The 23,367-nt window shown below is 72.0% G+C and carries 15 protein-coding genes and 1 pseudogene; 8 read left to right on the top strand and 8 right to left on the bottom strand.

Features of this window, described 5'->3' with window-relative positions; genetic code table 11:
- The first annotated feature begins 33 nt into the window (after positions 1-33).
- Positions 34-2,337: a DUF6571 family protein gene (locus ACGLYG10_RS08090; RefSeq protein ID WP_139240908.1), complete on the top strand. Its 2,304-nt coding sequence runs from the start codon at positions 34-36 to the stop codon at positions 2,335-2,337.
- Positions 2,338-2,403: 66 nt separating this feature from the next.
- Here the strand turns inward: ACGLYG10_RS08090 and ACGLYG10_RS08085 are convergent, their stop codons facing one another.
- Positions 2,404-2,934 (bottom strand): MauE/DoxX family redox-associated membrane protein, encoded by a 531-nt coding sequence (locus tag ACGLYG10_RS08085; protein WP_211483000.1) that lies wholly within the window; start codon positions 2,932-2,934, stop codon positions 2,404-2,406.
- 207 nt (positions 2,935-3,141) lie between these two features.
- Between ACGLYG10_RS08085 and ACGLYG10_RS16850 the strand changes: the two genes are divergently transcribed.
- From ACGLYG10_RS16850 to ACGLYG10_RS08070, 3 genes are all read left to right on the top strand, one after another.
- Positions 3,142-4,143 carry an AAA family ATPase gene (locus tag ACGLYG10_RS16850; protein WP_280173611.1) on the top strand — a complete coding sequence of 334 codons (1,002 nt, stop codon included), beginning with the start codon at positions 3,142-3,144 and terminating at the stop codon, positions 4,141-4,143.
- A gap of 4 nt (positions 4,144-4,147) precedes the next feature.
- Positions 4,148-7,882 (top strand): transglutaminaseTgpA domain-containing protein, encoded by a 3,735-nt coding sequence (locus ACGLYG10_RS08075; protein WP_083565758.1) that lies wholly within the window; start codon positions 4,148-4,150, stop codon positions 7,880-7,882.
- 293 nt (positions 7,883-8,175) lie between these two features.
- Positions 8,176-9,192, top strand: a complete 1,017-nt coding sequence (locus tag ACGLYG10_RS08070) for a restriction system modified-DNA reader domain-containing protein (protein ID WP_073330224.1) — start codon at positions 8,176-8,178, stop codon at positions 9,190-9,192.
- A gap of 207 nt (positions 9,193-9,399) precedes the next feature.
- Here ACGLYG10_RS08070 and ACGLYG10_RS08065 read toward each other — a convergent pair whose 3' ends face one another.
- The 5 genes and pseudogenes from ACGLYG10_RS08065 to ACGLYG10_RS08045 all read right to left on the bottom strand — a co-directional run bounded on the left by ACGLYG10_RS08065 (position 9,400) and on the right by ACGLYG10_RS08045 (position 16,177).
- Entirely contained in the window at positions 9,400-10,779 is a 1,380-nt protein-coding gene (locus ACGLYG10_RS08065; RefSeq protein ID WP_073330222.1) for an alpha/beta hydrolase, read from the bottom strand.
- A pseudogene (locus ACGLYG10_RS08060) lies at positions 10,772-11,806 on the bottom strand (bifunctional lysylphosphatidylglycerol flippase/synthetase MprF); the annotation flags it as partial. The gene ACGLYG10_RS08065 and the pseudogene ACGLYG10_RS08060, both read right to left, overlap by 8 nt.
- Positions 11,807-12,486: 680 nt before the next feature.
- A complete protein-coding gene (locus ACGLYG10_RS08055; protein ID WP_073330219.1) occupies positions 12,487-13,566 on the bottom strand; it encodes an alpha/beta hydrolase in 1,080 nt (359 codons plus the stop codon).
- Positions 13,563-14,762, bottom strand: a complete 1,200-nt coding sequence (gene metX, locus ACGLYG10_RS08050) for a homoserine O-acetyltransferase MetX (protein WP_073330217.1) — start codon at positions 14,760-14,762, stop codon at positions 13,563-13,565. The genes ACGLYG10_RS08055 and metX overlap by 4 nt, the downstream gene beginning before the upstream one ends.
- 53 nt (positions 14,763-14,815) lie before the next feature.
- Positions 14,816-16,177, bottom strand: a complete 1,362-nt coding sequence (locus ACGLYG10_RS08045; RefSeq protein WP_073330214.1) for an O-acetylhomoserine aminocarboxypropyltransferase/cysteine synthase family protein — start codon at positions 16,175-16,177, stop codon at positions 14,816-14,818.
- Positions 16,178-16,482: 305 nt separating this feature from the next.
- Between ACGLYG10_RS08045 and ACGLYG10_RS08040 the strand changes: the two genes are divergently transcribed.
- Positions 16,483-17,958, top strand: coding sequence for a C40 family peptidase (locus ACGLYG10_RS08040; protein WP_244542623.1), 1,476 nt, complete (start codon positions 16,483-16,485; stop codon positions 17,956-17,958).
- 84 nt (positions 17,959-18,042) lie between these two features.
- On the opposite strand, the gene ACGLYG10_RS08035 is transcribed toward ACGLYG10_RS08040, so the two are convergent.
- Positions 18,043-18,543, bottom strand: a complete 501-nt coding sequence (locus ACGLYG10_RS08035) for an inorganic diphosphatase (RefSeq protein WP_073330211.1) — start codon at positions 18,541-18,543, stop codon at positions 18,043-18,045.
- Between the two features lie 235 nt (positions 18,544-18,778).
- Here ACGLYG10_RS08035 and dacB point away from each other — a divergent pair, with 235 nt between their 5' ends.
- The 3 genes from dacB to hpt all read left to right on the top strand — a co-directional run bounded on the left by dacB (position 18,779) and on the right by hpt (position 22,042).
- Positions 18,779-20,173: a D-alanyl-D-alanine carboxypeptidase/D-alanyl-D-alanine endopeptidase gene (dacB, locus tag ACGLYG10_RS08030; protein ID WP_073330208.1), complete on the top strand. Its 1,395-nt coding sequence runs from the start codon at positions 18,779-18,781 to the stop codon at positions 20,171-20,173.
- Between the two features lie 3 nt (positions 20,174-20,176).
- Entirely contained in the window at positions 20,177-21,292 is a 1,116-nt protein-coding gene (locus ACGLYG10_RS08025) for a zinc-dependent metalloprotease (RefSeq protein WP_073330205.1), read from the top strand.
- Positions 21,293-21,487: 195 nt separating this feature from the next.
- Positions 21,488-22,042: a hypoxanthine phosphoribosyltransferase gene (hpt, locus tag ACGLYG10_RS08020; protein ID WP_073330202.1), complete on the top strand. Its 555-nt coding sequence runs from the start codon at positions 21,488-21,490 to the stop codon at positions 22,040-22,042.
- Between the two features lie 26 nt (positions 22,043-22,068).
- Here the strand turns inward: hpt and cas6 are convergent, their stop codons facing one another.
- Positions 22,069-22,875: a CRISPR system precrRNA processing endoribonuclease RAMP protein Cas6 gene (gene cas6, locus ACGLYG10_RS08015; RefSeq protein ID WP_073330199.1), complete on the bottom strand. Its 807-nt coding sequence runs from the start codon at positions 22,873-22,875 to the stop codon at positions 22,069-22,071.
- Positions 22,876-23,367 lie beyond the last annotated feature (492 nt).

The following is a 23,367-nucleotide window of genomic DNA, read 5'->3' as shown; positions in this document are numbered from 1 at the left end:
GAGCAGGATGATGTCACGTCTATCGTGGGTCGGGTGGAAAGTGTTGAAGATGAACGTTCTAGCGTGATGGGCTGTCGGATTCATGGTGAGCGCGGCATACTTGTCGCAACCAGTACTACTGACTCGTGGGTCGGGTTCGGTCAGGGTGGCAATAATGCGTTCACCACGTTGGAAACGATTACTGGGGGTGAGGGGCGTGAGATTCCGGGCACGGATGCGCGCGTCTTCTCCTATCTTGGGCCGCACCCAAAGCATCCGGATGCTTATGCTTATTGGCTGGAGGGCCGCGCCGGGTTCACGATGTACACCGTGGTCGCCGAGGACGCTGACGAGTCGACGGTGGCGGCGTTGGAGGAGCTGGTGATCAACTACGCGCCGCAGGTCTTGGATGGAGTGGCCTCACGCGCCGATGACCCCGGACCTAACTGGAACGACCCGACCGATGCTGCTCCCAGCGCTGAACCGACTGCGTTCGCCACCGCTGAGCAAACCGCAGCGGTCGCGGCGACTGCGGATTCATCGGACCGGGCTCGAAGCGATGCGGAGGATGCGAAGAACACCAAGCCCGATGAACTGCTGGAACTTATACATGGCTCGGTGGCAGACCATCAGAATGATGAGGTCTACGCCACAGCCTTCGCCGACGCCATGGGTCCCGAGGGCATGGCGAAACTGGCCTATACGATCAATCAGCAGCGGCTGCAGCAGACCGAGAACCTGCCCGCTTACGATCCGATTGATCCCGACGCCGAATACGCGACCCGTTGGCAGCAGACCGACGACGCATGGTTGTCCGCTCAGGCGACGCTGTCGATCTGCTTCGGCACTGCTACTCACTCCTCGGCCTGGACTCCGCAGCACCGCTCGGACTACGCGGAGAAATTCGGTGAGCTGGTCACAGACGAGGACCACCCCTACTACATGCCGCTCGGTTTCAACCTGCTGCTGTCGGGAGCCAACCGCTCGGCGACGAACATACTGACCGGGGCGCCGACGACCGCTGGCGGGGTGTTCAACAGGTACTTCCTCCAGGACCTGGGGTCTGCAGTAAGGGCGCATGAGCGGGCCGGCGATGACCTGCCTGAGTGGCAGTCGCAACGGATGAAAGCGTCACCTCCGGAAGGCGCCGTGGGTGATTGGGACCCCATGACTGGGATTCTGACTGCGATGGGGCGGCAACCCGATGCCGCTTTGGACTTCCTGGCCCCTTCGGTTGATTATCGCGCCACCGAGCAGACTGTGGTGGTTGATGGCACTACTTGGGAGTGGCTTAAGGGACGTGAGTGGGACTCGAGCGGTTTTGAGGCGCTAACGGCGGCCGTGGCCGGTGCTTCGGAGCATCGGCAGTTTACGACGGGGACGAAGGATGAGCGTGCTGCGTGGATCACGGAGCAGGCGGTGGTCGACATGGCGGGGCATAAGGGCAGCCTGTGGTCGGACGCTTCGCGCCAGAATGCGGCCGCCGTGCTGGCCAACTCCATGCAAGAGATCGACGAGGCCGCCAACGGGGCGCAACGATCTGCGGAGGCATCCGGTTTCAACGCGTCCATGCCTGCGGGCTGGGAGGAAGGCCACAGATACGAGGTTCGGTCCTTGCTGCAGGAGACGCTCAAAGACGACATCGCGCTACAGACCGTCTCCGCCGCGGCGGGGCGATACACCTCGCTGCGCCTCGACGATGCGCTGGAAATGCTGCCTGCCGACTCTGATGGCTCGGAAGACTCTGAAAAATCGAATCTGAAGAAAGCGAGCTCCCTGATCGTTCAGAAACTTTACCCCGATGGTCGTCTGCTCGGATACATCCAGGGCGCCGCGGAAAAGGGCCGCGGTGACGAGGGAGAGCAGCTGGATGCGACAAACCAGATGTTGCTCAATGCCTTCGACGACGGGGTGTACTCCACCGCCGATACTGTTGCCGGCGCCGCCGGGCCTGCTTGGGGCGGTATGGCGCGGCAGACCGCGCAGTCCTACGCTGTGGCCGCGCTGCAGAATCCCATTGTTGGCGCATCTGACCGGAGTGACGTGCAGGAGTTCGGAATGTCAGAGGCTGTGAGGCGGCACTTCCTGGTGGAGGCGTACTCCAAGCTCGATGAACGAGGACTGCTTCCGGCCGGAGCCTACGAGAACCCCGATGGCAGGCGCTACACCTACGCATGGATGAAACAGGACTCCACCGGGCTCCCCAAGCTAGACGTCGCGGTGCTGTTGTTCAACTCGGGCAACATACCTCAGTTCGCCAGCTGGCTACTCGATCCCGATCTTTCCGGAGTGACCATCCGTGATGGCGTGCCGGCAGTAGATGCGTTTGAAGTGGGCCACGATGCGGGCGGAGCATGAACGCGGCGCTGTACGACCACTGCGCCATCGGCCGCCCAGCACAGAGCGCGACCCGGCGGGTGGTCCTCAGGCCGGCTGCGGCTGACGGAACTTGTCCCAGTTCGTCAGCAGATTGAAGAACATGGCGATACCCAGCACGATGACCACCATGTTGCTGCCGGGGCTGGCCAGCACCAGGCGCTGCGGGGTGACAAGCAGGTCGGCCACAAGCACCGCGGCCAGCGCCACATTCGCTGCGACGACGCCGGGTCCCACCCGCCACCGCAGCCGCGAGCCGAAGTAGCCGCAGTCGGCCTTGATTCCGCGCGCGAGCACGCTGGCAGAGGCGCCGGCCAGTGCCAGCAGCAGGACGGCGGTGATCGTTTCGGTGATGGGCAGGCGCCCGCCCAGCACCAGGCAGCCAGCCAAGAACAGTTCGACCGCGGGCAGGGCTATCGCCACGGCCCGCGGGCCTCGTCCGGGGAGTAGACGGTAACCGGCGACGTCGGCGACCTGCAGCTCTCGCGGGGCGGCGAGCTTCGCGTAGGCGCTGACCGTGAGCAGCAGGCCGATCAGGATCCGCCCCACCGCGAGGGCCACGGGGACAGTCGGGGGCACGGGACTCACGCTCCTTCTGCGGGCCGCTGTGCGTGCATCCACACAATGCGAGCCGCGTTGTGACGGTGGTCTCAGGATGCGCGATATTCGGACGCAGGTCAATACTTAGGCGACACGAACTCGCGTCTTGCGGGAAGCGCCCGGACTCGCGCTGCCAGGGCCTGCCACCCCCTGTCACCACTTGGAGACCTCTGCCAGAATCGGCGCATGACCAGCGCTGATAGCCGCGGCGCCGCCGACGCGCACACACCGATGGCCCCCGCCGCCCTGCGCGAACTCGCCGCCGCCCTGCGGGAGCGAATGCAGCGCGTAGTCGTCGGCAAGACCGAGGCGATCGACACCCTCCTGGCCACCTTCCTGGCCGGCGGCCACCTCCTGATCGAAGACGTTCCCGGCGTCGCCAAAACCACCCTCGCACTCGCGCTCGCGCGCTGCCTGGACCTGAGCTCGGCCCGCATCCAGTTCACCGCCGACCTCCTGCCCGCCGATGTCACCGGTGTGAGCGTCTACGACCAGTCCACCCGCGAGTTCCGCTTTCACCCCGGCCCGGTGTTCGCCGGCGTCGTGGTCGCCGACGAGATCAACCGGGCCACGCCCCGCACTCAGTCGGCCCTACTGGAGGCCATGGGGGAGGGGCAGGTCAGCGTTGAGGGCCGCTCCCTGCCCCTGCCCGACCCGTTCATCGTCATCGCCACCCAGAATCCACTGGACATGGAGGGCACTTTCGCGTTGCCCGAGGCCCAGCGCGACCGCTTCATGACCCGCCTGACCATGGGCTATCCGGACCCCGACGCCGAGGCGGCCATGCTGCTCGCCCGCGGCGCAGCCGACCCCCTGACCGCCCTCACTCCCATCGCCTCCGAGCACGACGCCCGCGCGGCCCGCGCCGCCGTCGCCGGCCTGTATCTGGCCCCCGCCGTCGCCCGCTACATCGTCGCCCTGGTATCCGCCACCCGCAGCGACGCGGCCCTCGCCCTGGGCGCCAGCCCGCGCGCCGGCCTCCATCTGGCGGCCGTCGCCCGCGCCCGCGCAGCCATGGCGGGCCGCGGCTTCGTGTCCCCCGACGACGTCGCGCGCGCCAGCGGTGACGTGCTCGCCCACCGGCTGGTCCCCGTCGGCCACTACGCCCAGGCCGCCGACGCCCTCGCGGCCGCCGACGCGGCCCTGGAGCGCATCGTCGCCCACACCCCTGTGCCGGCGGAGACCTGAGCCGATGCCGGTGAAATCCCAGCGTCCGGGCCGTCCAGCGGGTCCCGAACGCCCGCATCCTCGGCACCCTACCGACCTGGGAGCCCGGAGACGCCGTCGGCCTCATCGCCGCATCCCCTGGGCGGCGCCGACGGCGGCGGGCTGGCAGGTCATCCTGCTCGCGCTGGCCTTGACGGCGGGCGGCGCCTGGGCCGGCCTGACACTCGCACGGAACCTGGGCATCGTGCTGGCCGCACTGGCGGTCGCCGGCCTGCTTGCCGGCTGGTTACTCGCGCTTGCCGCCGGCCCACGTCCGCGCCTGACCGGCCCCGGCGACGTCCACGCCGGCGAGAGGGCCGTGTGGCGGTTGGCCGTGGACACGCGTCTACCTCGGTGGATGCCCCTGTGGGCGGCCTGGCGCGTCGACGGCGACCGTTTCCTGATCCCGGTGGTCGCGGGCGGCTGCGCGATCGCCCACAGCCCGAGCCGACGCGGCCGGCTCGCGGTCGGGGTGGAGGGCCTGACCTGCCATGACCCGCTCGGCCTGGTACGCGCCCGCATCCCGCTCGGTCTCGACGGTGACCTGTTGGTCCTGCCCCGACCACTCGTGCCGCCGCCGGAGGCCGTCGCCGCCGCCGACCCGAACGCCGCCACCGCGTCTACCGCCTCGGCCTGGCGCGCTCGCGGCCGTGCCGGGGGATCCGATCCCGGCAATTTGCGCGACTACCGTCCCGGCGACTCGCTCGGCGCCGTCCACTGGCGGCAGTCCGCGCGCGTGGACCGGCTGCTCGTGGTTGAGCGGGTGCGCGAGGGTCGGCGGCCGCGCCGGCTGCGCCTGGACCTGCGCGCCGACGCCTACGCGCCCGACCCGGATACGGCGCACTCCGCGGCGGCCCCGGGCGCCACGGAGGCCCCGGGCGCCACGGCCGGTTTCGAGACCGCGGTGAGCCGGGCCGCCGGACTGCTTGAGGCGTGGGCGCGCGCCGGGCACGACGTCGAACTGCGACTCGGCGCAGATATCCACCACGCCGCCCCGGGCGGCGCCGTCGCCCTGCTGCGGCATCTGGCCGTCGTGGAGGTCGAGCCCGGCACTGCCGCCCGGATCCCGGCTCACGATGCCGACGTGGTCATCACCGGCGTCGCCGCCGACCCACCACCTCAGCCGGCACGCGGAGGTGTGGTGCTTGCGGTGGAGTCGGAACCGGACTTCGCTGCCATCCCGGCCGAGTCGGCGTCACCCACTGCGCCGGCCCGCCCACAGCCGGCGGCGACGGGCGCGCGGGCGGCACCGTCCACCCGGCCGCCCACCCGCACCTTCCGCTGTCAGCCCCTGGCTGCCGCGCTCATCGTCGTCGGCCTGTGGCACCTGGCCACCACCGCGCTGGCACCCCTGCTGGCCCCCGAACCCTGGGCGGCCCGCAGCCTGACGATCGCCGCAGCCACCCTGCTGCTCCCCGCACTGACGCGTACCGTCTGGCCCCACCGGAGCGGCCTTGCCTGTGGTCTGGGCCTGGTCGCCGGCATCGGGGCATTGTGGTGGTGCTGGCCGGATACGGTGCGGGCGCGGGCTTGGCTCGCCGACCCCGTGGCACAGTTGCACGCCGTCGGAACGATCCTGCGCAACGGCCTCGCCCCCCTGGCTACCGGCGGGGCGCTCGGTTTCGCCCTCTGCCTGTTCACCCTGCTGCTGGCCTGGGCGTGTGCGCTCATGAGTGCGGGCGGCGGCGACCGCTGCGGTGCCACCGGGCTGGCGCCAACCGCCGCCCTGCTGGCCCCCGGCGTCGTCCTGGGGCGGTACCCGGACCGCGCCGTGCTTTTGGCCGCCGCCGTCGGCGTGGTACTGCTGGTTGTCACCTCGGCGCCCAGCGGCGGGCCGGGCTGGGGACCAGGACGCCGTCACGGCGGTTTCCAACCGCCCCGCAATGCCGCCGCCCTGACACGTGCGGCCGGGCGACTGGCCGGCACCGCGGCGGTGACGTTCCTGGCGACGGCTCTGGCCACGGGCGCGCTGTCCCGGGCCCCGGCCGTGCCGACACGAACCTGGAGTTGGAACGTGTCCGGCACCGGGCCGGCGGCGGTATCCGTGCCGGACACGACGCTCAACCTGGGAGAGGACCTCGTGCGCGGGTCGGCCGCCACCGCCTTCGAATACAGCGCCGAGGGCGTGGCCCCGGGAACCGGCCTGCGCTTCACCCTCGCCGTCATCCGCGACCTGGACGGCAGGGAGTGGGAGCCGCTGGACGATCCCGGCCCCACGCGCGCCGACGGCCTGGTCGGGCGCATCGGTTCCGGCGCCCTGACCGCAGGCGGTGCCGTCGCCGCCGCCGGGCTCAGCGGCACCGACGTGCGTTCCGGCGCCGCCGACCTGCAACGGATTCACCTCCGCGTCCTGAACCTGTCCTCCCCGCGCCTGCCACTGCCACAGTCGACGGTATTGATCGCGCCCCCGCAAGACTCCTCCGACGCGACGGCCCTGAACCCGCGGGGCTGGGCGTGGGTGCCCGGCACCTCCACCGTCCTCGCCCGGGGTGCCGATGCCGCGAGCGGCAGCAGCTACACGGCACTGGGGTGGAACGCGGTCGCCGGCACGGACGGCACCCCGCAGGTACCCCCGCCCTACGCGGCCGCCGCCCCGGCCTCCGAGGCTCTGGCCGCCTACACGGCCCTGCCCGAGGGCGCCGACCAGATCGCCGTCACCGCCCAGGAAGTGGTTGACGCCGCCGGGCTCGGCGGCACCGGCGCGGATCCGGCCGCCCGCGCCGCCGCCTTGGCCGCCTGGTTCCACACCGGTGCCTTCGCCTACGACGAGTCGGCCCCCGGTGGCTTTGACGCCGACGCGGAGGTGGCGCCGGTGGAGACGGTCACCGGCTTCCTGACCGAGCGGCGCGGCTACTGCATCCACTACGCCGCCGCCTTCACCCTGATGGCCCGCAGCCTCGGCCTGCCCACTCGCATCGCCATCGGCTACGCCTCTCGCGCCGGAGAGGCGACCACCGCCGTGTCCGGCCGGGATCTGCACGCCTGGCCCGAGGTCTGGTTCGACGACGTCGGCTGGGTGGCCTTCGAGCCGACACCGGGTGGCGCCGGGGCCCGCGCGGACACCGGCACCGCGGCCCAGACCGAGCCCACCGCCGCCACCTCTGCGACGGCGACCGCCTCGACGCAGACCGCATCTGCGACGCCGTCCGCCGGCGCCTCCACCGAGGCGGCAGCACCCGCCACCGGCGGGGCGGCGTTCGAGGGCGGCCCGGGACGACGCCGGTCATGGCTACTTGGAGTGGCTGGGGTGACGCTGTTGCTGGCCGCGCCCGGCCTGGTGCGTGCCCGGCGGCGCCGGCGGCGGCTGGCGCGCATTCGTGCGGGTGACCGGCCCGCGACCGCGGCCTGGGAAGAAGTGGAGGACGCCGCCACCGACCTGGGCCTGTGGTATGCGACCGGGCGCGCCGCGCGCAGTGACGGTGATGCCCTGACGGGGCGCGCCGGGCCGCGGGCGCGCACACATGAGGCCCTCGCCGAGTACCTCGCCGCCATCCCCGCCCTGGATGCGGCCGCGCGTCGTGCCCTGGCGGAGCTTGCCGAGGCGGCCGTGGCCGAGGCCTTCGGCGGCCGGGAGCGCAGCAACGGGGATACCGAGTCCGGCGACCGGCGCCTGGTCCGGCTGGTGCGCACCGGGACCGCGGGCTTGGCCCGGACAACGTCGTCGGTCCGGCGGCTGCGTGCCCGCGCACTGCCCGCGAGCCTCTGGCGTCGGCGTCACTAGGCGGTTGGATCCTAGGCGCCGGAATGTCCTGAACTGTCATGAACGGGGACAAACGCGCCCGCAGCGCTTAAGCGCGAGTTAGTGACCGTTGGAATCATGCGGTTCTCAAAAACGACCCGGGGCGATGAGTCGGTCGTTTGTCCCGGTTGGTGACAATGCGCGCACGCTGACTTCCGGTTGGCGTGTGCAGGCGCCCACACGGGGGCGGTATTCGGGGCCGCGCGTGAGAAGATGGCCCAGCACAGTGCGCGACCCGTCGGGGCGGTGAGCGCCGGACAGGAAGGCACAGCAAGATGGCGCTCTTTGACCTCAAGGATGACCGGCTCGAGCCCGCGGTTCTCGGCCGCCCTGCCACCGATGCGGATCGCACCGCCGTCCTGGCCGCGGTGCGCCGCCAGATCGCCGAGGTCCTGCACCGCCCGCTGCTGGCCGTCGGCTGGGACCAGGTAGTCGGGGGCGACGCCCTGACCGCGCTCGACGCCGCCGGCCAGGTCATCACCATTGAGGTCATTGACGTGCTCGACTCCACCGCACTGCTGCTGGCCATGGCCCGCGCCACCAACGCCGCCCGTACCGGACGCGACCAGCTCGCCTCCCGTTACCCCGGGGGCCTGCCCGCCTTCGAGCGGGACTGGTCCGGATTCCGCGGCGCCATGCCCGCCGGCGTCGAGCCCGGGCCGCGTCTGACCATCGTGGCCACCACCATCGCCGACGACGTGCGCACCTCCTTCGGCATGATCGCCGAATCCGGCGTGGAGTTGCATGAACTGCGGGTGCGCTCCACCGAGGACGGACGTGCCCTGGTATCCGTGGAGCTGCTGCACACCGACGTCGCCAGCCAGGCGCTGGACCTGGACCAGGCCGCCGACCCGGCCGTGCAGACGGCGGCCCCGGACGCCGACCCCGAGCCTTCCACCGCCACCGTGCCCACGCCGGTGGTTGCCGAGCCGCCCAGCCCCCAGCCCGATGCCGTGGCCCCGGTCCCCGTCTCCGCCAGTGGACACCGCCTGGATGCGGCGGCACTCGGCGCCGAGCCCACGGTCCCCTCCGGTGCGGCCTCGGAGCAGGCCCTGGCGACCATCGCCCAGGCGCTCGAGACCCCGGCGACCCTGGTGTGGCTGCGCCGGCGCCGCGGCATCGATCACCGGGCGACTCTGGCCGCCGACGGCACCATCACCCTGGCCGACGGCACCGCTTACCGGGACCCGTCCGCGGCCGCCAACGCCGCCCAGCACACCCAGGACATTGACGGCTGGCGCGTGTGGCGCGTCGGCGTCGGCGGCCCGAGCCTGCGCGAACTACTGGCCTGAAGGCGGGAACCGGAACGGCGGACGGCGGAGGCCGCCCGGGTTGCCTCAGAGGCCGCCCGGTCGCCTCAGGGGTCGCCCGGTCGCCTACTGCGAGCTTTTGCACCCTGGTGTATGGCAAATAGCCGCACACCAGGGTGCAAAAGCTCGTATCAGAGGGGAAAGGCGTGCCCCAGGCTCAGACCGTGAGCGGCTCAGGCCGTGAGCGGCTCAGGCCGTGAGCGCGAGGCGCTGCCCCAGCCAGTCGAGCTGATCGCGCAGCGCCGCCGACCACACCGCCCACGTGTGCCCGCCGGGATACTCCCGCTCCGTCACGGACATGCCCGCCCGCATGGCCGCGTCAGCGACGGTCGGCACCACCTGCGCGTAGCGGTCGTCCCCGGTGCCCACCGACAACACCCCGGCCACGCCCGCGTAGCTTCCGGCCGGCGCGGCCGCCAGCAGGGACAGGGGGTCGTTCGCCGCGTAGGCGGCCCGGTCCCCGTCGAAGCCGACGTCGATGGTGCGCTGCTCCGACCCCAGGGTGGGGTGCTCCTCGGCGCTCATCGCCAGGAAGGTGGGGTAGACCTGCGGGGAGCGGGTCACCGCCTGCAGTGCGCAGGTGCCGCCGTTGGACAGCCCTCCGATCGCCCAGTGCGCGGCGTCGTCGTCCACCTGCAGGTGAGCACGAATCCACGCGGGCACGTCCCGCTCCAGGTAGGTGGCCACCTTTCCGCCGCGCACCGTGTCCGCGCACAGGGGGTTGCGATAGGGGCTGCCCAGCAGATCCGCAACCACCACCACCGGCGCCAGGCCGGCGTGCGCGGCGGCGTAGGCGTCCAGCGAGTCCTTCAACCCGCCCAGCTCGAACCAGTCCGAGGGGCTGCCCGGCTGGCCGGTCAGCAGCACCAGCACCGGCAGTGCCGGGCGCTGCGGCGTCAGGTAGGCCGGCGGCAGGTAGATGTAGGCGTCGCGGGGTGTGAAGCCGTCGGTGCCGGACTGGTCGCCGGCCGGAATGGTGGCGGTGACGACGGCCCCGGTCTGCGGCATGGCGGCGGGCGCCTGCCACGTGTCTTCAAGCGCGCCTTGCCCGCGCTCGGGGTGACGCGGCAGGGTGGCCGCGGCCGGCAGGGACGCCAACGGCGTCGTTGCCACCCCCATGCCGAGCACCGCGGCGGCCGACGGGTAGGCGGCGAAGAACGCGTTGACGGCCAGGCAGGCGGCTGCCACGGTGGCGGTGATGGACACGCCCGACCCGGCGGCGCGCACCATCCGCCGCTTGCGCTCGCGCACTCGGGCCCGGTCGGCGGCCGCGTCCCCGCCGAGTAGGACCTGGACGACGACGGTCGCCGTCAACGCCACCCACAGCCACACGGTGCCGCCCACGCCGTCGGCGAAGGGCCGCCACAGGCAGTCGACCACCAGCCAGCAGGTCGCTCCGGTCCCCGCCCCGGCCAGTGGCGCGGCGAGCTGCCGGCGCCACGGCAGGTGCCGGGTGCGAGTGACCCACACCGCGGCCGCCACCGCTGCCACGACCGCCAGGCAGGCCGCCCCCATCCACGGGTGCAGCAGCCGCACCTGCCGCAGTAGCTGCACCACTCCGTCAGTCATGATGCACCAGCACCCGGGCGAAGCGGGCCGCCTGCGCGGGTGTGAGGCCGGGCACGTAGGCGTGTGCGATCGCCAGCCCCACCGCCGGCAGGTCGATGGCCTCCGGCACCGCCAGGTACATGGGCACCGCTCGCGGCTGGAACTTCTGCTTGAAGGCGTGCAGGGAGGCGAAGCCGTAGGCCGGCTCCAGCAGGCGGGCCAGCCGGTCCAGCACCGGGTCCAGGCGAGCCGCGGTCACGCCCGGGCAGGCGGCATCGGCGGAGCGGGCCAGTGGGGCGCCGGACAGGGACAGCAGCTCCAGCCCCTCGGCCTGCGCGTCCTGGACCGCGCGGGCGATCAGGTATTCGATGGCCGGCCGCCACCCGCCGCGCCGCCGACGCATGACGTCCAGGGTGAGGCCGACGACCTCGCCGTCGCGGTACACGGGCAGCCAGGAGGTGACGGCGTGGACGGTGCCCTCGGCGTCGACGGCCAGCAGCAGGCGGGTGTCGGCGTCGTCGAGTTCGGCCAGGCCGCCGAGGGTGAAGCCCATCTCCGGCAGGGGCTTGTCCGCTGCCCACTCCTGGGAGATGGCGCGGATCTGGTCGCGCAGGCCGGCGGGCGCCGTGGGCCAGCTGGTCCATTGGGCGGTGATCCCCTCCCGGCGCGCGTGATTCAGGGCGGTGCGCACGTCCTGGAAGGCCTTGCCGCGGAACTCCAGGCCGTCCAGGTCGAGCACCGCCTCCTCGGCGACCTGCAGGACGGTCCAGCCACGCGAGCGCGCCGCCTCCATCACCGGGGCGTGCACGGAGTACAGGGCCGGGATCAGCCCGGAGTCGGCAGCGAAGGCGGCGAAGGCGTCGACTGCGGCGCCCACCTTGTCGGGCGCGGTGGCCGGGTCGCCGAGCGTGAGGGCGACGCCGCCGCCGGCCCGGTAGGCGAAGCCGGTGGCCCCGTCGGCGGTGATCCACGCCTGGTTGCCGGGCCAGGTCGCCATCCAGCCGAGCGTACCGGCGCCATGCGTGCGCACGAGCGCGCCCAGTTCCTCGCGCTGCGTGTCCGCGGCCGGGCGGGCGCGTCGCGTGACGCGCTCGCGGTGCCATACGGCCAGCAGGACGAGCCCGGTCAGCAGCGGCACGAGCAGCCGGCTCGAGGGTCGAGCGTCCGCGCTCCAGACGACGGCGATGACGACGGCGAGCAGGCCGGCGGCCACGCCCAGCAGCGTCAACCCGATGGTGCGGTAGCGCGCCGCGCGGGAGGGGCGTGCCGAGGTGGGGGCAACCGCGTGACGCGGGCGCGCCGTCGGCGCCGGCGTGCGGTACGGCCGCCTCGGGGTGTGGACCTGTGTCGGGGTGGCGGCGCTTGCGGAGGGGGTCATGCGCGGCCAGGTGGGGCTCGCCGCGGTGGTGGGAGATGACGGTGAGATGGCTGGGGCGGACATGAATCCATGGTGCGCGAGCAGTGGTGCAGGTCACCTCACCCCCGCGGATGAACGGCCCCTGAATCGGGCTCCCCCCGGAGTCGGGGACATCCCCTACCTCCGGGTAGGGGTCGGGAAGAAGAAAGTCGTCCTGGTGGCCCCGTAGCCCTTGGCTCGAGTGACCCAGCCCGGGCACCGGTCGTCTACTGCGAGCTTTTGCACCCTGGTGTGCGGGAATTTACCGCACACCAGGGTGCAAAAGCTCGTAACAGGCGGTGAAGACGTGGAAATCGCCTAGCGCCGTGGCCTCAGGTGAGCACGTAGCCGCGCAGCCAGCGGCGCAGCGCCGAAAACACCTGGTCGCGCACGGGCGGGGCGGACAGCACCAGGTCGTGCACGCCGCCCTCGAAGCGGGCCACCGTCACCAGGTTGCCCAGGCCGATGGCCCGACGGGCGGTGGCGTCGGCGTCGACCACCGTATCGGTGCTGCGCGCCTCGGGTGTCCAGGTCACGCTCAAATGGCTGCGGGCCGAGCCCATGGACAGGATCGGGCAGCGCACATCCAGGCCCGCGGCCACCCGTGCCTGGCCGGCCAGGATCGCCAACAGCCAGCCGGGGCGTATGGGGGCCGACGGCACGATCTTCCAGTCGTGGTCGACGTTCCAGCCGGTCACATACGGGTCGTCCGCCCAGGCGGGATCGGGCAGTTCGCCGTCGCGCTCCACGTCCCAGCCGTCGGCGAGCGAGTACAAGGCCTCCGGCGGATAGGTGCGGGTAGGGATCACCATGTGCGGGTCGCGGCGGGCGAGCGTGCGCACCACCGGCTCGCCGACCAGGCGCACCGGCTCGGCGCCCTGGATCTCCAGCCAGGCGGAGTTCAGCACCAGTGCGGAGACGGCGCCGGGGTGGCGGTCGGCCCACAGGGCGGCGGTGAGCCCGCCGGTGGAGTGACCGCACAGCACGGTGGGGGTGTCCCAGCCCTCGGCGGCGCGGATGGCCGCCAGGGCCAGGCCGATCTCCTCGTCGTAGTCGGTCAGGGAGGTGACCCAGCCATGCATCTGCCCCGCGCGCAGGGAACGCCCGTAGCGGCGCAGGTCCAGGGCGTAGAAGGCGCCGCCGCTGCGGGAGATCTCCCGGGCGAAGTGCGTCTGGAAGAAGTAGTCGTTCCAGCCGTGCAGGTACAGGAAGGTGAAGCGCGGGATTGTGGGGGTGCCGGGCAGGGCGGCCGGGTCCAGGGCGGGCACGTGGTGGACCAGGGTGGCGACGGCGTCGTCGTCCTCCGCATCCGGCAGCAGCCGCAGCGTGCGGGCGCGGAAGCCGGGGCCGAGCACGTCCGGTCCCCAGGCGTCGACGGGGGCTGCGGGGGCCCGGTCGGTGGGCGTGCTCATCGGCCGGGCTCGTCCTCGGCCAGGAAGCCGCGCAGGGCGGCGTCCATCTGATCGGCCTCGATGAGGAAGCCGTCGTGCCCGTGCAGGGAGTGGATGGTGGCCCGGCGGGTGTCGGGGATGCCATGGGCCAGTTCCTCGGCCTGCGCCGGCAGGAAGAGCCGATCGGAGTCGACGTCGACCACCAGCGTCCGGGCTGTCACCGTCCCCAGGGCCGCCTCGATGCCGCCGCGCCCGGCACCGACGTCGTGCACCATCATGGAGTGGTTGACGATCAGGTAGGTGTTGGCGTCGAAACGCGCTAGCAGCTTGCCGGCGTGGTGATCCAGGTAGGACTCGATCTGATAGCGGCCGCCGACGGCGGGGTCCTCCTGCCCCTGGTGGGCGCGGCCGAAGCGCGTGTCCAGCTCCCCGGCGGAGCGGTAGGTGGTGTGGGCGATGGCGCGGGCCAGTCCCAGTCCGCGCACGGGGCCGACCACGTGGTTGTAGTAGTCGCCGTCGAGGAAGTAGGGGTCCCCGACGATCGCCAGTTCCTGCAGGTGGCACCAGGCGAGTTGGTCGGCGGTGGTGGAGGCGCCGGTGGCCACCAGCGCCAGGTTGCGCACCCGCTCGGGGTTCATCACGCCCCATTCCAGGGCGCGGTGCCCTCCCAGGGAGGCGCCGATGACCAGGTGGAAGGCGTCGATGCCGAGGGCGTCGGCCAGCCGCGACTCGGCGCGGACGGCGTCGCGGGTGGTCAGCCAGGGGAAGCGTGAGCCCCAGGGGCGGCCGTCCGGGGCGGTGGAGGAGGGGCCGGTGGAGCCCTGGCAGCCGCCGAGGATATTCGCCGCCACCACGAAGTAGCGGTCGGTGTCGATGGCGCGGCCGGGGCCGACCAGGGTGTCCCACCAGCCGGCGGTGGGGTGACCGGGGCCGGCGTCCCCGGTGACGTGGGAGTCGCCGGTCAGGGCGTGCAGCACCAGGACGGCGTTGTCGCGCGCGGGCGTCAGCTGCCCCCAGGTCTCAAAGGCCAGATGCGTCTCGGGCAGGATCTCGCCGGAGTCCAGGGGCAGGTCGCCGATCTCCAGGAAGCGGCGGTGGCCCGGGTCGTCGCCGGGTCGCCAGGCGCCCGTGGGGGAGCCCGCCGAACGGTCGACGAGCTTGAGGGTCGCCGTGCCGACCCCCGGCACCGGTGAAATGGGCGAGGTCATGGCCGTCATGGTAGCCGGGGCGGCGGGCGCCGGGCGAGGCCCCCGCGGCCCCGGCGGTCGGGCTAGAGCGCGGCGACGGCGGCCAGGCCCCGTTCGAGGTCGGCGATGATGTCGTCGACGTGCTCAATGCCGATGCTCAGGCGCACGGTGCCGGCGCTGATGCCCGCACGGGCCAACTCGGCGTCGGTCAGCTGCGAGTGCGTCGTCGTCGCCGGGTGCACGGCCAGGGAGCGGACATCGCCGATGTTGGCCAGGTTCGAGAACAGGCCGAGGGCATCGATGAAGGCGGCGCCGGCCTCCCGGCCGCCGACCAGGTCGAAGGCGAAGACGCTGCCCGCGCCCCGCGGGCAATACTTGCGGTGCAGCTCGTAGTAGGGGCTGGACTCGAGCCCCGAGTAGCGCACCTCGGCCACCTCGGGCCGGCCCTCGAGCCACTGCGCGACGGCGATCGCGTTATCCACGTGCCGTTCCATGCGCAGGGAGAGGGTCTCGACGCCCTGGGCGATCAGGAAGGCGTCCACCGGGCCGGCGGCGAAGCCGAGGTCGCGCTGGCCTGCGGTGTGGGCCCGCAGGATGAAGGCCATGTTGCCCAGCGGACTGCCCACGCCCAGGTCGCGGGCGTAGACGAGGCCGTTGTAGGAGGGGTCGGGGGTGTTGAAGGCGGGGAAGCGCTCGGGCTGGGAGGCGTAGTCGAAGTTGCCGGAGTCCACGACCACGCCCATGACGGTGGAGCCGTGCCCGCCGAGGAACTTGGTGGCCGCGTGGACCACGATGTCGGCACCCCACTCGAAGGGGCGGATCAGGTAGGGGGAGGCGACGGTGTTGTCCACCACCAGCGGGATTCCCAGCGCATGTGCGGTCTGCGCGATCGGCTCGATGTCGAGGATGTCGCCCTTGGGGTTGGGGATGGACTCGCCGAAGAAGCAAATGGTGCGCTCGTCGGCCAGCGCCGCCCAGGCGTCGGGGTTGCCCGGCTCGTCCACGAAGCGGGTCTCGATGCCCAGCTTCGGCAGGGTGTGCTTCAGCTGGTTGACGGTGCCGCCGTACAGGGAGGGGGAGGCGACGATGTTGGAGCCGGCCCCGCCCAGGGTGACGAAGGTAAGGGCCTGGGCCGCCATCCCGGAGGAGACCAGGTGGGCGCCGACGCCGCCCTCGAGGGCAGCGATGCGGCGGGCGACGATCTGGTTGGTGGGGTTGTCCAGGCGCGTGTAGATCGGGCCCAGGGACTTCAGGGCGAAGCGGTCGGCGGCCTCCTGGGCGTCGGGAAAAACGAAGGAGGTCGACTGGTAGATCGGGATGGCGCGGGCGCCGGTGTCGGAGTCCGGGGTGTGGCCGGCCTGCACCTGCATGGTCTCGAAGTGCCAGCCGGTCGGGTCAGCGGGGGAGGGGACGTGCGCGGGAGTGCTGGACGGGGTGTCAGCCATGAGAACTCCTTGGTTGGCAGATCGGCGGGAGTGTTGCGGGGCTGCCGGCCGGGTGCGGGAGGCCGCGGGTCGGCTTGCCTGCGGGCAAAACGCTACCTCAGCAGGCGATGTGACGAACGTCACGTTGGCGTGGAGTGTGTCGTGGATCCGCTCCATTGAGGGGTTTGTGGTACGTGAGTGATGTCTTGTGACTCCTGTGAAATCTGTTGTTTCTGTTTCTCTTGCGGGCGTTGGTGGGTACGGTATCCGCAGACACCCAGGGTGCGTCGGTCAAGGAGGCGCGCCGTAACACGTTCGGAGAATCTGTGAGCACGACCCATCGCCCGCGCCGCGCGAACGCTGCCCGGCGTGTGAGCCTTACGGCCGCGGCACTTGCGCTCGCCGTCACGCTCACCCCGGCCGCCGCAGCCGATGACGTAACCCAGGACGACATCGACCAGGCCAAGTCCGCCGAGCAGACGACCGCGGCCTCCATCGCCTCCCTCGAGGCCTCCCTGTCAGAACTGAGCGCCACCACGGCCGCCGCCGAGCTTGCGGCCTCCGTCGCCAACGAGGACTACCTGACCGCGCTCGACGAACTCGACACCGCCACCACCGACGCCGAGGACGCCCAGGCCGCCGCCGACGCCGCGGCCGCGGACACCGAGGAGGCCCGCGCCGACATGGGCTCGGTGGTCGCCGAGACCTACGAGGCGGGCAGCGCCGGCACACTGGACTCCCTGGCCCCCTACCTGTCCGGCGAGTCCTTGGGCGACGCCACCGACGTCAGCGTGGCCCTGACCCGCGCCGGGGAGAACACCGACGCCCAGCTGCAGAACGTCGAGGCCCTCCAGGCGGTCGCGGACACGATGCAGTCCATCGCGGACGAGAAGGTGGAAACCAAGCAGGCGGCCGCAGACGCCGCAGCCACCGCCAAGGCCGACGCCGACGCGGCGGCCACCGCCGCCCAGACGGCCCAGACCAACGCCGAGACCGAGCGCGCCAGCCTCATCGCCCAGCTCGCCGAGCAGCGCAACACCACCGTGGAGCTCGAGACCGCCTACCAGGACCAGCTGGAGGCGGAGCGCCAAGCCCGCGAGGAGGCGGCCGCGAAGGAGGCGGCCGAGAAGGCCGCCGCGGAGCAGACCGCGCAGGAGCAGGCCCAGCCGGCCGAGGCCACTCAGGCGCCGGCCTCCGCCGGTGCGTCCAGCTCCGGCGCCGACTCGGGTACAGGATCCTCCGCAGCCTCCCCGGCTCAGAGCCAGCAGCCCGCGCAGTCCTCCAGCTCCTCCGCCTCCAGCTCCTCCGGGGCGGCCTCATCGAGCAGCAGCACTACCTCGAGTTCGTCCTCCACGGCATCCGCGCCGCGGCAGACAACCACACAGACCACAACCTCCGCCCCGGCCGCCTCGTCGTCGACCAGCTCCGGCAGTTCCACCAGCAAGGCGCAGGCGGCGATCGCCGGGGCGAAGGCTCAATTGGGCATCCGCTACGTGTGGGGCGGCGAGTCCGACGCGGGCGTGGACTGCTCCGGCATGGTCATGCGCGCCTACCGCAACGCCGGGGTGTACCTGACGCACTCCTCACGCGCCCAGTACGGGCAGGGCACCAAGATTCCGCTGGCCCAGGCCCAGCCCGGCGACCTGCTGTTCTGGTCCTCCAACGGCACCCAGCCCGGCATCTACCACGTGGCCATGTACCTGGGCAACGGCATGCTCATCGACGCCAACTACTCCCCTTACAACGTGAGTATTCGCTCCGTCTGGTACTCCCAGATCATGCCCTACGCGGTCCGTCCCTGAGCGGTGAGGCCAAAAGCAGACGGCCGCCGGCACCTCGTGGTGCCGGCGGCCGCCGTCGTCAAGCGGCTTGGGCGCGTCAGGCCGTCAGTGCCCCTCGCGGGCGATGCGGGCGGCCTCACGCTCGTAGGACAGGCGGATCTCCGCCTCCGCCTCCTCACGGCCGACCCAGTGGGCGCCCTCCACGCTCTTGCCGGGCTCCAGGTCCTTGTAGACCTCGAAGAAGTGCTGGATCTCCAGGCGGTGGAACTCGGAGACGTCCTCAATGTCGGTGCGCCAGGAGGCGCGCTGGTCGCCCGCGGGCACGCACAGGACCTTGTCGTCTCCGCCCTTCTCGTCGCGCATGCGGAACATGCCCAGCGCCCGGCAGCGGATCAGGCAGCCCGGGAAGGTGGGCTCCTCCAGCAGCACGAGCGCGTCCAAGGGGTCCCCGTCCTCACCCAGCGTGTCCTCGATGAAGCCGTAGTCGTCCGGGTAGCGGGTCGCGGTGAACAGCATCCGGTCCAGCCGGATGCGCCCGTTGGTGTGGTCGACCTCGTACTTGTTGCGGTTCCCCTTCGGGATCTCGATCGTCACGTCGAATTCCACGACTGCCTCCGTATCTCGCGTTGTGAGCAGGTGTCGGCGGCTCGGTGCCGAGAGGGGCCGCCCTTTGGCACTAGTGTGGACTATGACGGCGCTTCCGGTGGGAAAAGCCATGCCGCCCGCCTCGCGTGCGGCCGCCGCTTCCCGGCGCGATTGCGCCCGTACGTCGCCGCACATGCCGCCCGACGCGTTGCCGGAAACGTCCGCTCGCAGTAACCGCCCGACCCCCGGAGGAGCCGTGCACAAGGCCCAGATCGCCGCCCTGACCGCAGCCACCCTCGTCGTCGTCGGCGCCTACTACGGCCTGGCCGACGCCCTCGACCTGGTGCCCGGCGCGCTGACCGCCTCACCCGCCGACTACGCGGTCCAGCCCTTCCCGACGCCCGCTGCCGCCGCGCAGGACCCCGAGGCCGCCACCGCCCTGGCCGACGACGCGCCGGTGCCCGCGGCCGGCGAGTTGGCCGCCCTGGCGAACACCCTCGCCGCCGACGAGCGCATCGGCGACGCCACCGCCGGCGTGTCCATCGTGGATGTGGCCAGCGGCGAGGAGCTGGTCGACCTGGGTGCCGGCACCGCCCTGACCCCCGCCTCCTCCAACAAGGTGCTGGTGGCCTGGGCCGCCCTCTCCCTGCTCGGCGCCGACCACACCGTGGACACCACCGCCGTCCTGGACGGCAGCACCGTCACCCTGGTGGGCGGCGGGGACGTGCTGCTGGCCGAGGACGACGGCGACCCCGACGCCACCATCGGCCGCGCCGGCCTGGGCGACCTCGCCCGGGACGCCGCCGCACAGCTGCAGGAACAGGGCGTCACCAGCGTCACCGTGGCCCTGGACGACACCCTGTTCACCGGTCCGACCTGGAATGACGCCTGGGCGGACGGCAACGAGGCCTGGGTGGCGCCGATCCAGCCGCTCATGGTGGACGTCACCGCCTATCCCTCCGGCGGTTATCCCGCCGATCCGGCGCTCGACGCCGCCCAGACCTTCGCCGACCACCTGCGCGAGGCCGGCATCACCGTCACCGGCACGGTCACCCGGGCGGCGGCCGCCGACGGCGCCACCGAGCTGGCCCGGGTCACCTCCGCCCCGCTGGCCGACATCCTGTCCGTCTCCCTGAAGGAGTCCGACAACACCATGACCGAGGTCGAGGGGCGACTGGTCGCGCTCGCCGCCGGTGAGGAGGCCAGCTTCGACGGCGCTACCCGGGCCGTGCTCGCCCGGCTGCGGGACGACGGCTTCGACATCAGCGGCGTGACCCTGCACGACTCGTGCGGGCTGGCGCTGGGGGACAAGGTCCCCGCCCGGCTGCTGGCCCAGATCATCACCCGCGCCTCCGGCGACGACGCCGGCACCGTCGGCCGCAGCCTGATGGCCGCCCTGCCGGTGGGTGGCCTGGACGGCACACTGGACGACCGCTTCATCGGCATTGTCGGCGCCGGCACCGTGCGCGCCAAGACCGGCTCCCTGGACACGGCCGCATCCCTGACCGGCACCGTGGTCACCAAGGACGGGCGGCTGCTGGCCTTCAGCGTGATCGTGGACGGCTTTGAGGCCGGCGGGCTGTACTCCGCCCGCCTGGCCATCGACGACGACCTGGTCTCCCCACTGGCCGACTGCGGCTGCGGGGGCTGAGCGATGACCGGCATGAACCGGCCCGGCGCAGGCTCGGTGGAGCGCAGCGCCGCCGCCGGCGTCGACTGGGACCGGGCCCTGCGCCTGGCGCGCGCGGGCACGCCGGCCGGGCCGCACCTGCCCGGGGCGGTCCGCCGCGGTGCGGTCGCCCTGCTGCGGCGCAGCGCCGACGACGCCCTCCCCTGGGCGGCGCAGCTCACCGGGCTGACGGCGCCGGCCCGGGTGGCCGCCGACACCACCGAGGTGCTGGTGGTGGACCGGATCGGATTGCAGCGGGCCAACGCCGCCTTCCTGCGTGCCCTCATGGAACGGGTGCCCGACCCGTCAGAGGCGCGCCCCGGACCGTCCGAGGCCGTCGGCCGCGCCGTGGTCTCCTCGGCCATCGCCGGCCTGCTCGGGCTGATCTCCACCCGCGTGCTCGGCCAGGTGCTGCCCGCCGACGCCGGGGAGCGGGGCGCCCGCATGCTGCTGGTGGCCCCCAACGTCGCGGAATTGCAGCGACTCCGGGACCTGGACCGGATCGACCTGTCCGCCTGGGTGGCGCTACACGAGGCCACCCACGTGCTGCAGCTCGCCGCCGCCCCCTGGCTGACCGCGCACCTGACCACACAGGTGGAGCAGGTGGCCACCGCCCTCATGCGCCCACCCACACCCGGCGAGCCGACCGGACTGGTCCGCCTGGCCCGGGCCGTGCGTGCGGGGGCGACGGCGCACCGGGGCGCTCCCGGGGACGCGGGTACACCATCCCCGCTGCTGACCGACCGCCTGGGCGCGGCCGAGCGCGAGCAGCTGGCGGCCATCACCGCCACCATGGCGCTGCTGGAGGGGCACGCCGAGGCGGTTCTCGACGCCGTCGAGCCCAGCCGCATGCCCTCGGTCTACCGGCTGCGCGCCGTGCTGGGGCACGCCCGCGACGGCGTTGCGGGCACGCTGCTGGAGCGGCTGCTGGGCGTGGAGGCCAAGCAGACGCAGTACGTGGACGGCGCGGCCTTCGTGCGCGGCGTCGTCGGCCGGGTGGGGCAGGCGGGGCTGAACGCGGTGTGGCGGGAGCCGGCGAACCTGCCCCGCCCCGAGGAGATCGGCCGGCCGGAGGCGTGGATCGAGCGCATGGGCCTGTAGTGCGGGCACGGGTGCCGCAGCGGCGTGCGGGAGCCGCCGTCGTCAGGACATGCCGGACAACCGGGGCCGACGGCCCGGGTCGGAGCGCCGCGGGTATGAAAGGATCCGGGCGGGGCCGGAGCGCGCGCCCTCCCCGACGTCGCCCCAGCCGCCCAGTGCTTGCCGGACACTCACCGCTAAACAGGAGGCTCATTCATGGACGCCGCGGACATGGGACAGGACCTGCAGCAGGTACTCATCACCGAGGAGGAGATCAACCAGCGGCTGGACGAGATGGCCGCCCAGATCGACGCCGACTACGCCGGCCGCGACCTGCTGCTCGTGGGCGTGCTCAAGGGCGCCGTCTACGTGATGGCGGACCTGTCCCGGCGGCTGCACCGCTCGGTGCCGATGGACTGGATGGCGGTGTCCTCCTACGGGTCGGGCACCAAGTCCAGCGGGGTGGTGCGCATCCTGAAGGATCTGGACGCGGACGTGACCGGTCGGCACGTGCTGGTGGTGGAGGACATCATCGACTCCGGCCTGACCCTGTCCTGGCTGCTGGGGAACCTGTCGAGCCGCGGCGCCGCCAGCGTGGAGATCGCCACCCTGCTGCGCAAGCCGGAGGCCGCGAAGGTGGAGGTGGACGTGAAGTACGTCGGCTTCGACATCCCCACCGAGTTCGTGGTCGGTTACGGGCTGGACTATGCGGAGCGCTACCGCAACCTGCCCTTCATCGGCACTCTGCGCCCCGAGGTCTACGGGGGCTGATTGCACCGCGCCGAGGCGGACGCGGTTCAGGGATTGGCGATGACGTCGAGCGTGCCCATGCCGTAGGCGGCGTGGGAGCCGACGTTGGTGAAGCGCGCCAGCGACATCAGCCGGGAGAAGACGCGGGTGGTGGCGGCGCCGACGACGCCGCTGATGCGCAGTGAACCCTCCGTGGCGAGGATGGAGCGGCGCGTCAGGCGGCCGCGCCGGTCGGCGCTGGGCATTCCCAGGTTTACGCGCACGGGCTCGGTGCGGTCCTGCATGGTGAGTACGTCCAGGTCGTCCCGGTGGAGCCGAGGCGGTTCGGTCTGTGGGGACCAGGCGTGCCAGCGGGCGTGCAGGCTCGTGGCGAGCTGCTCCGGTGTGACCCCGGGGACGTGACGCCCCCGGGAGGTGAACACGGTGGGGCTCAGCAGCGTGACGTCCCAGGTGGTGGAGGCGTCGTCTTCGGCCAGTTCCTCCCAGGAGACGCGTTCCAGGATCTGCGCCTCGGTGACGACGACGAGCGCCGTGCCTTCCAGGCTGCCGTCGCCGAGGGGGAGGACGCCGCCCCAGGCGAGCCAGCCGTCGAGGTTGTCCAGCAGGCGGTCGTCGAGCAGGCGCAGTTCCGCGCCGATCATGCCAGGTTGTTCGGTCATTTGGCCGACGCTGTAGGGCTTGGGGCCGTGCAGATTGTGTGGGGGCCTGGCCGCGAGGGAGGGGAGCAGGGCGGCGCGTTCGGGGGAGATGCCCTCGGGGAGCTCGAATACCCTGCCCCAGGCGGCGTGCAGGCGGCGCGGGGTCAGGGCGAGCGCGTCGGGGGCGTCGAACTGGAGGAAGACGGTGCTGGGCATGGGCGTCTGCCTCTCCTCGGATCGGTGCGTACGTGACGGCGCTGTGTGCTGCGGCGGTACGGCCAGGTGTTCCGCAACGGGAACATCTTGGCACCGATTGCGCCGGTGCGGGGCGGTGTTGGAAGGGGCGGTGTCTGAGTAGAAGGTGCAATTGCGTGGGGCGGATATTGGTTGGCGGCTGGTATTTGTCACCCGGAGTTTGAGGAAGTCTCGGGTGGGGCAGGTGCGCTGGGGTGGGTTCGGTGGCGGGTGTGGTGTGTGGGGTTGTTGGGGCGTGTGGGGGTGTTGTGACACCCGCCAGATGGTCACGATTCGGTCTACGGTACAAAGATTGGTGCGTTTTGACCCCGACTTTTCCGCATGACTTCGTTGAAAGTTGGTGGCTGGAGGGGTTTGGAGGGGTGTCGGTGGCGCTTGGCGTGTTTTCAACGAAAGGTGGTAGTTTTGGCCTGGTGCCAGTCGGTCTCGTGGGGTGCTTGCGGGGTCGGTGGC

This window comes from Actinomyces glycerinitolerans (assembly GCF_900098745.1).
In the GTDB taxonomy this organism is placed as follows: domain Bacteria; phylum Actinomycetota; class Actinomycetes; order Actinomycetales; family Actinomycetaceae; genus Actinomyces; species Actinomyces glycerinitolerans.
This window is presented reverse-complemented; position numbering and strand designations above follow the sequence as displayed.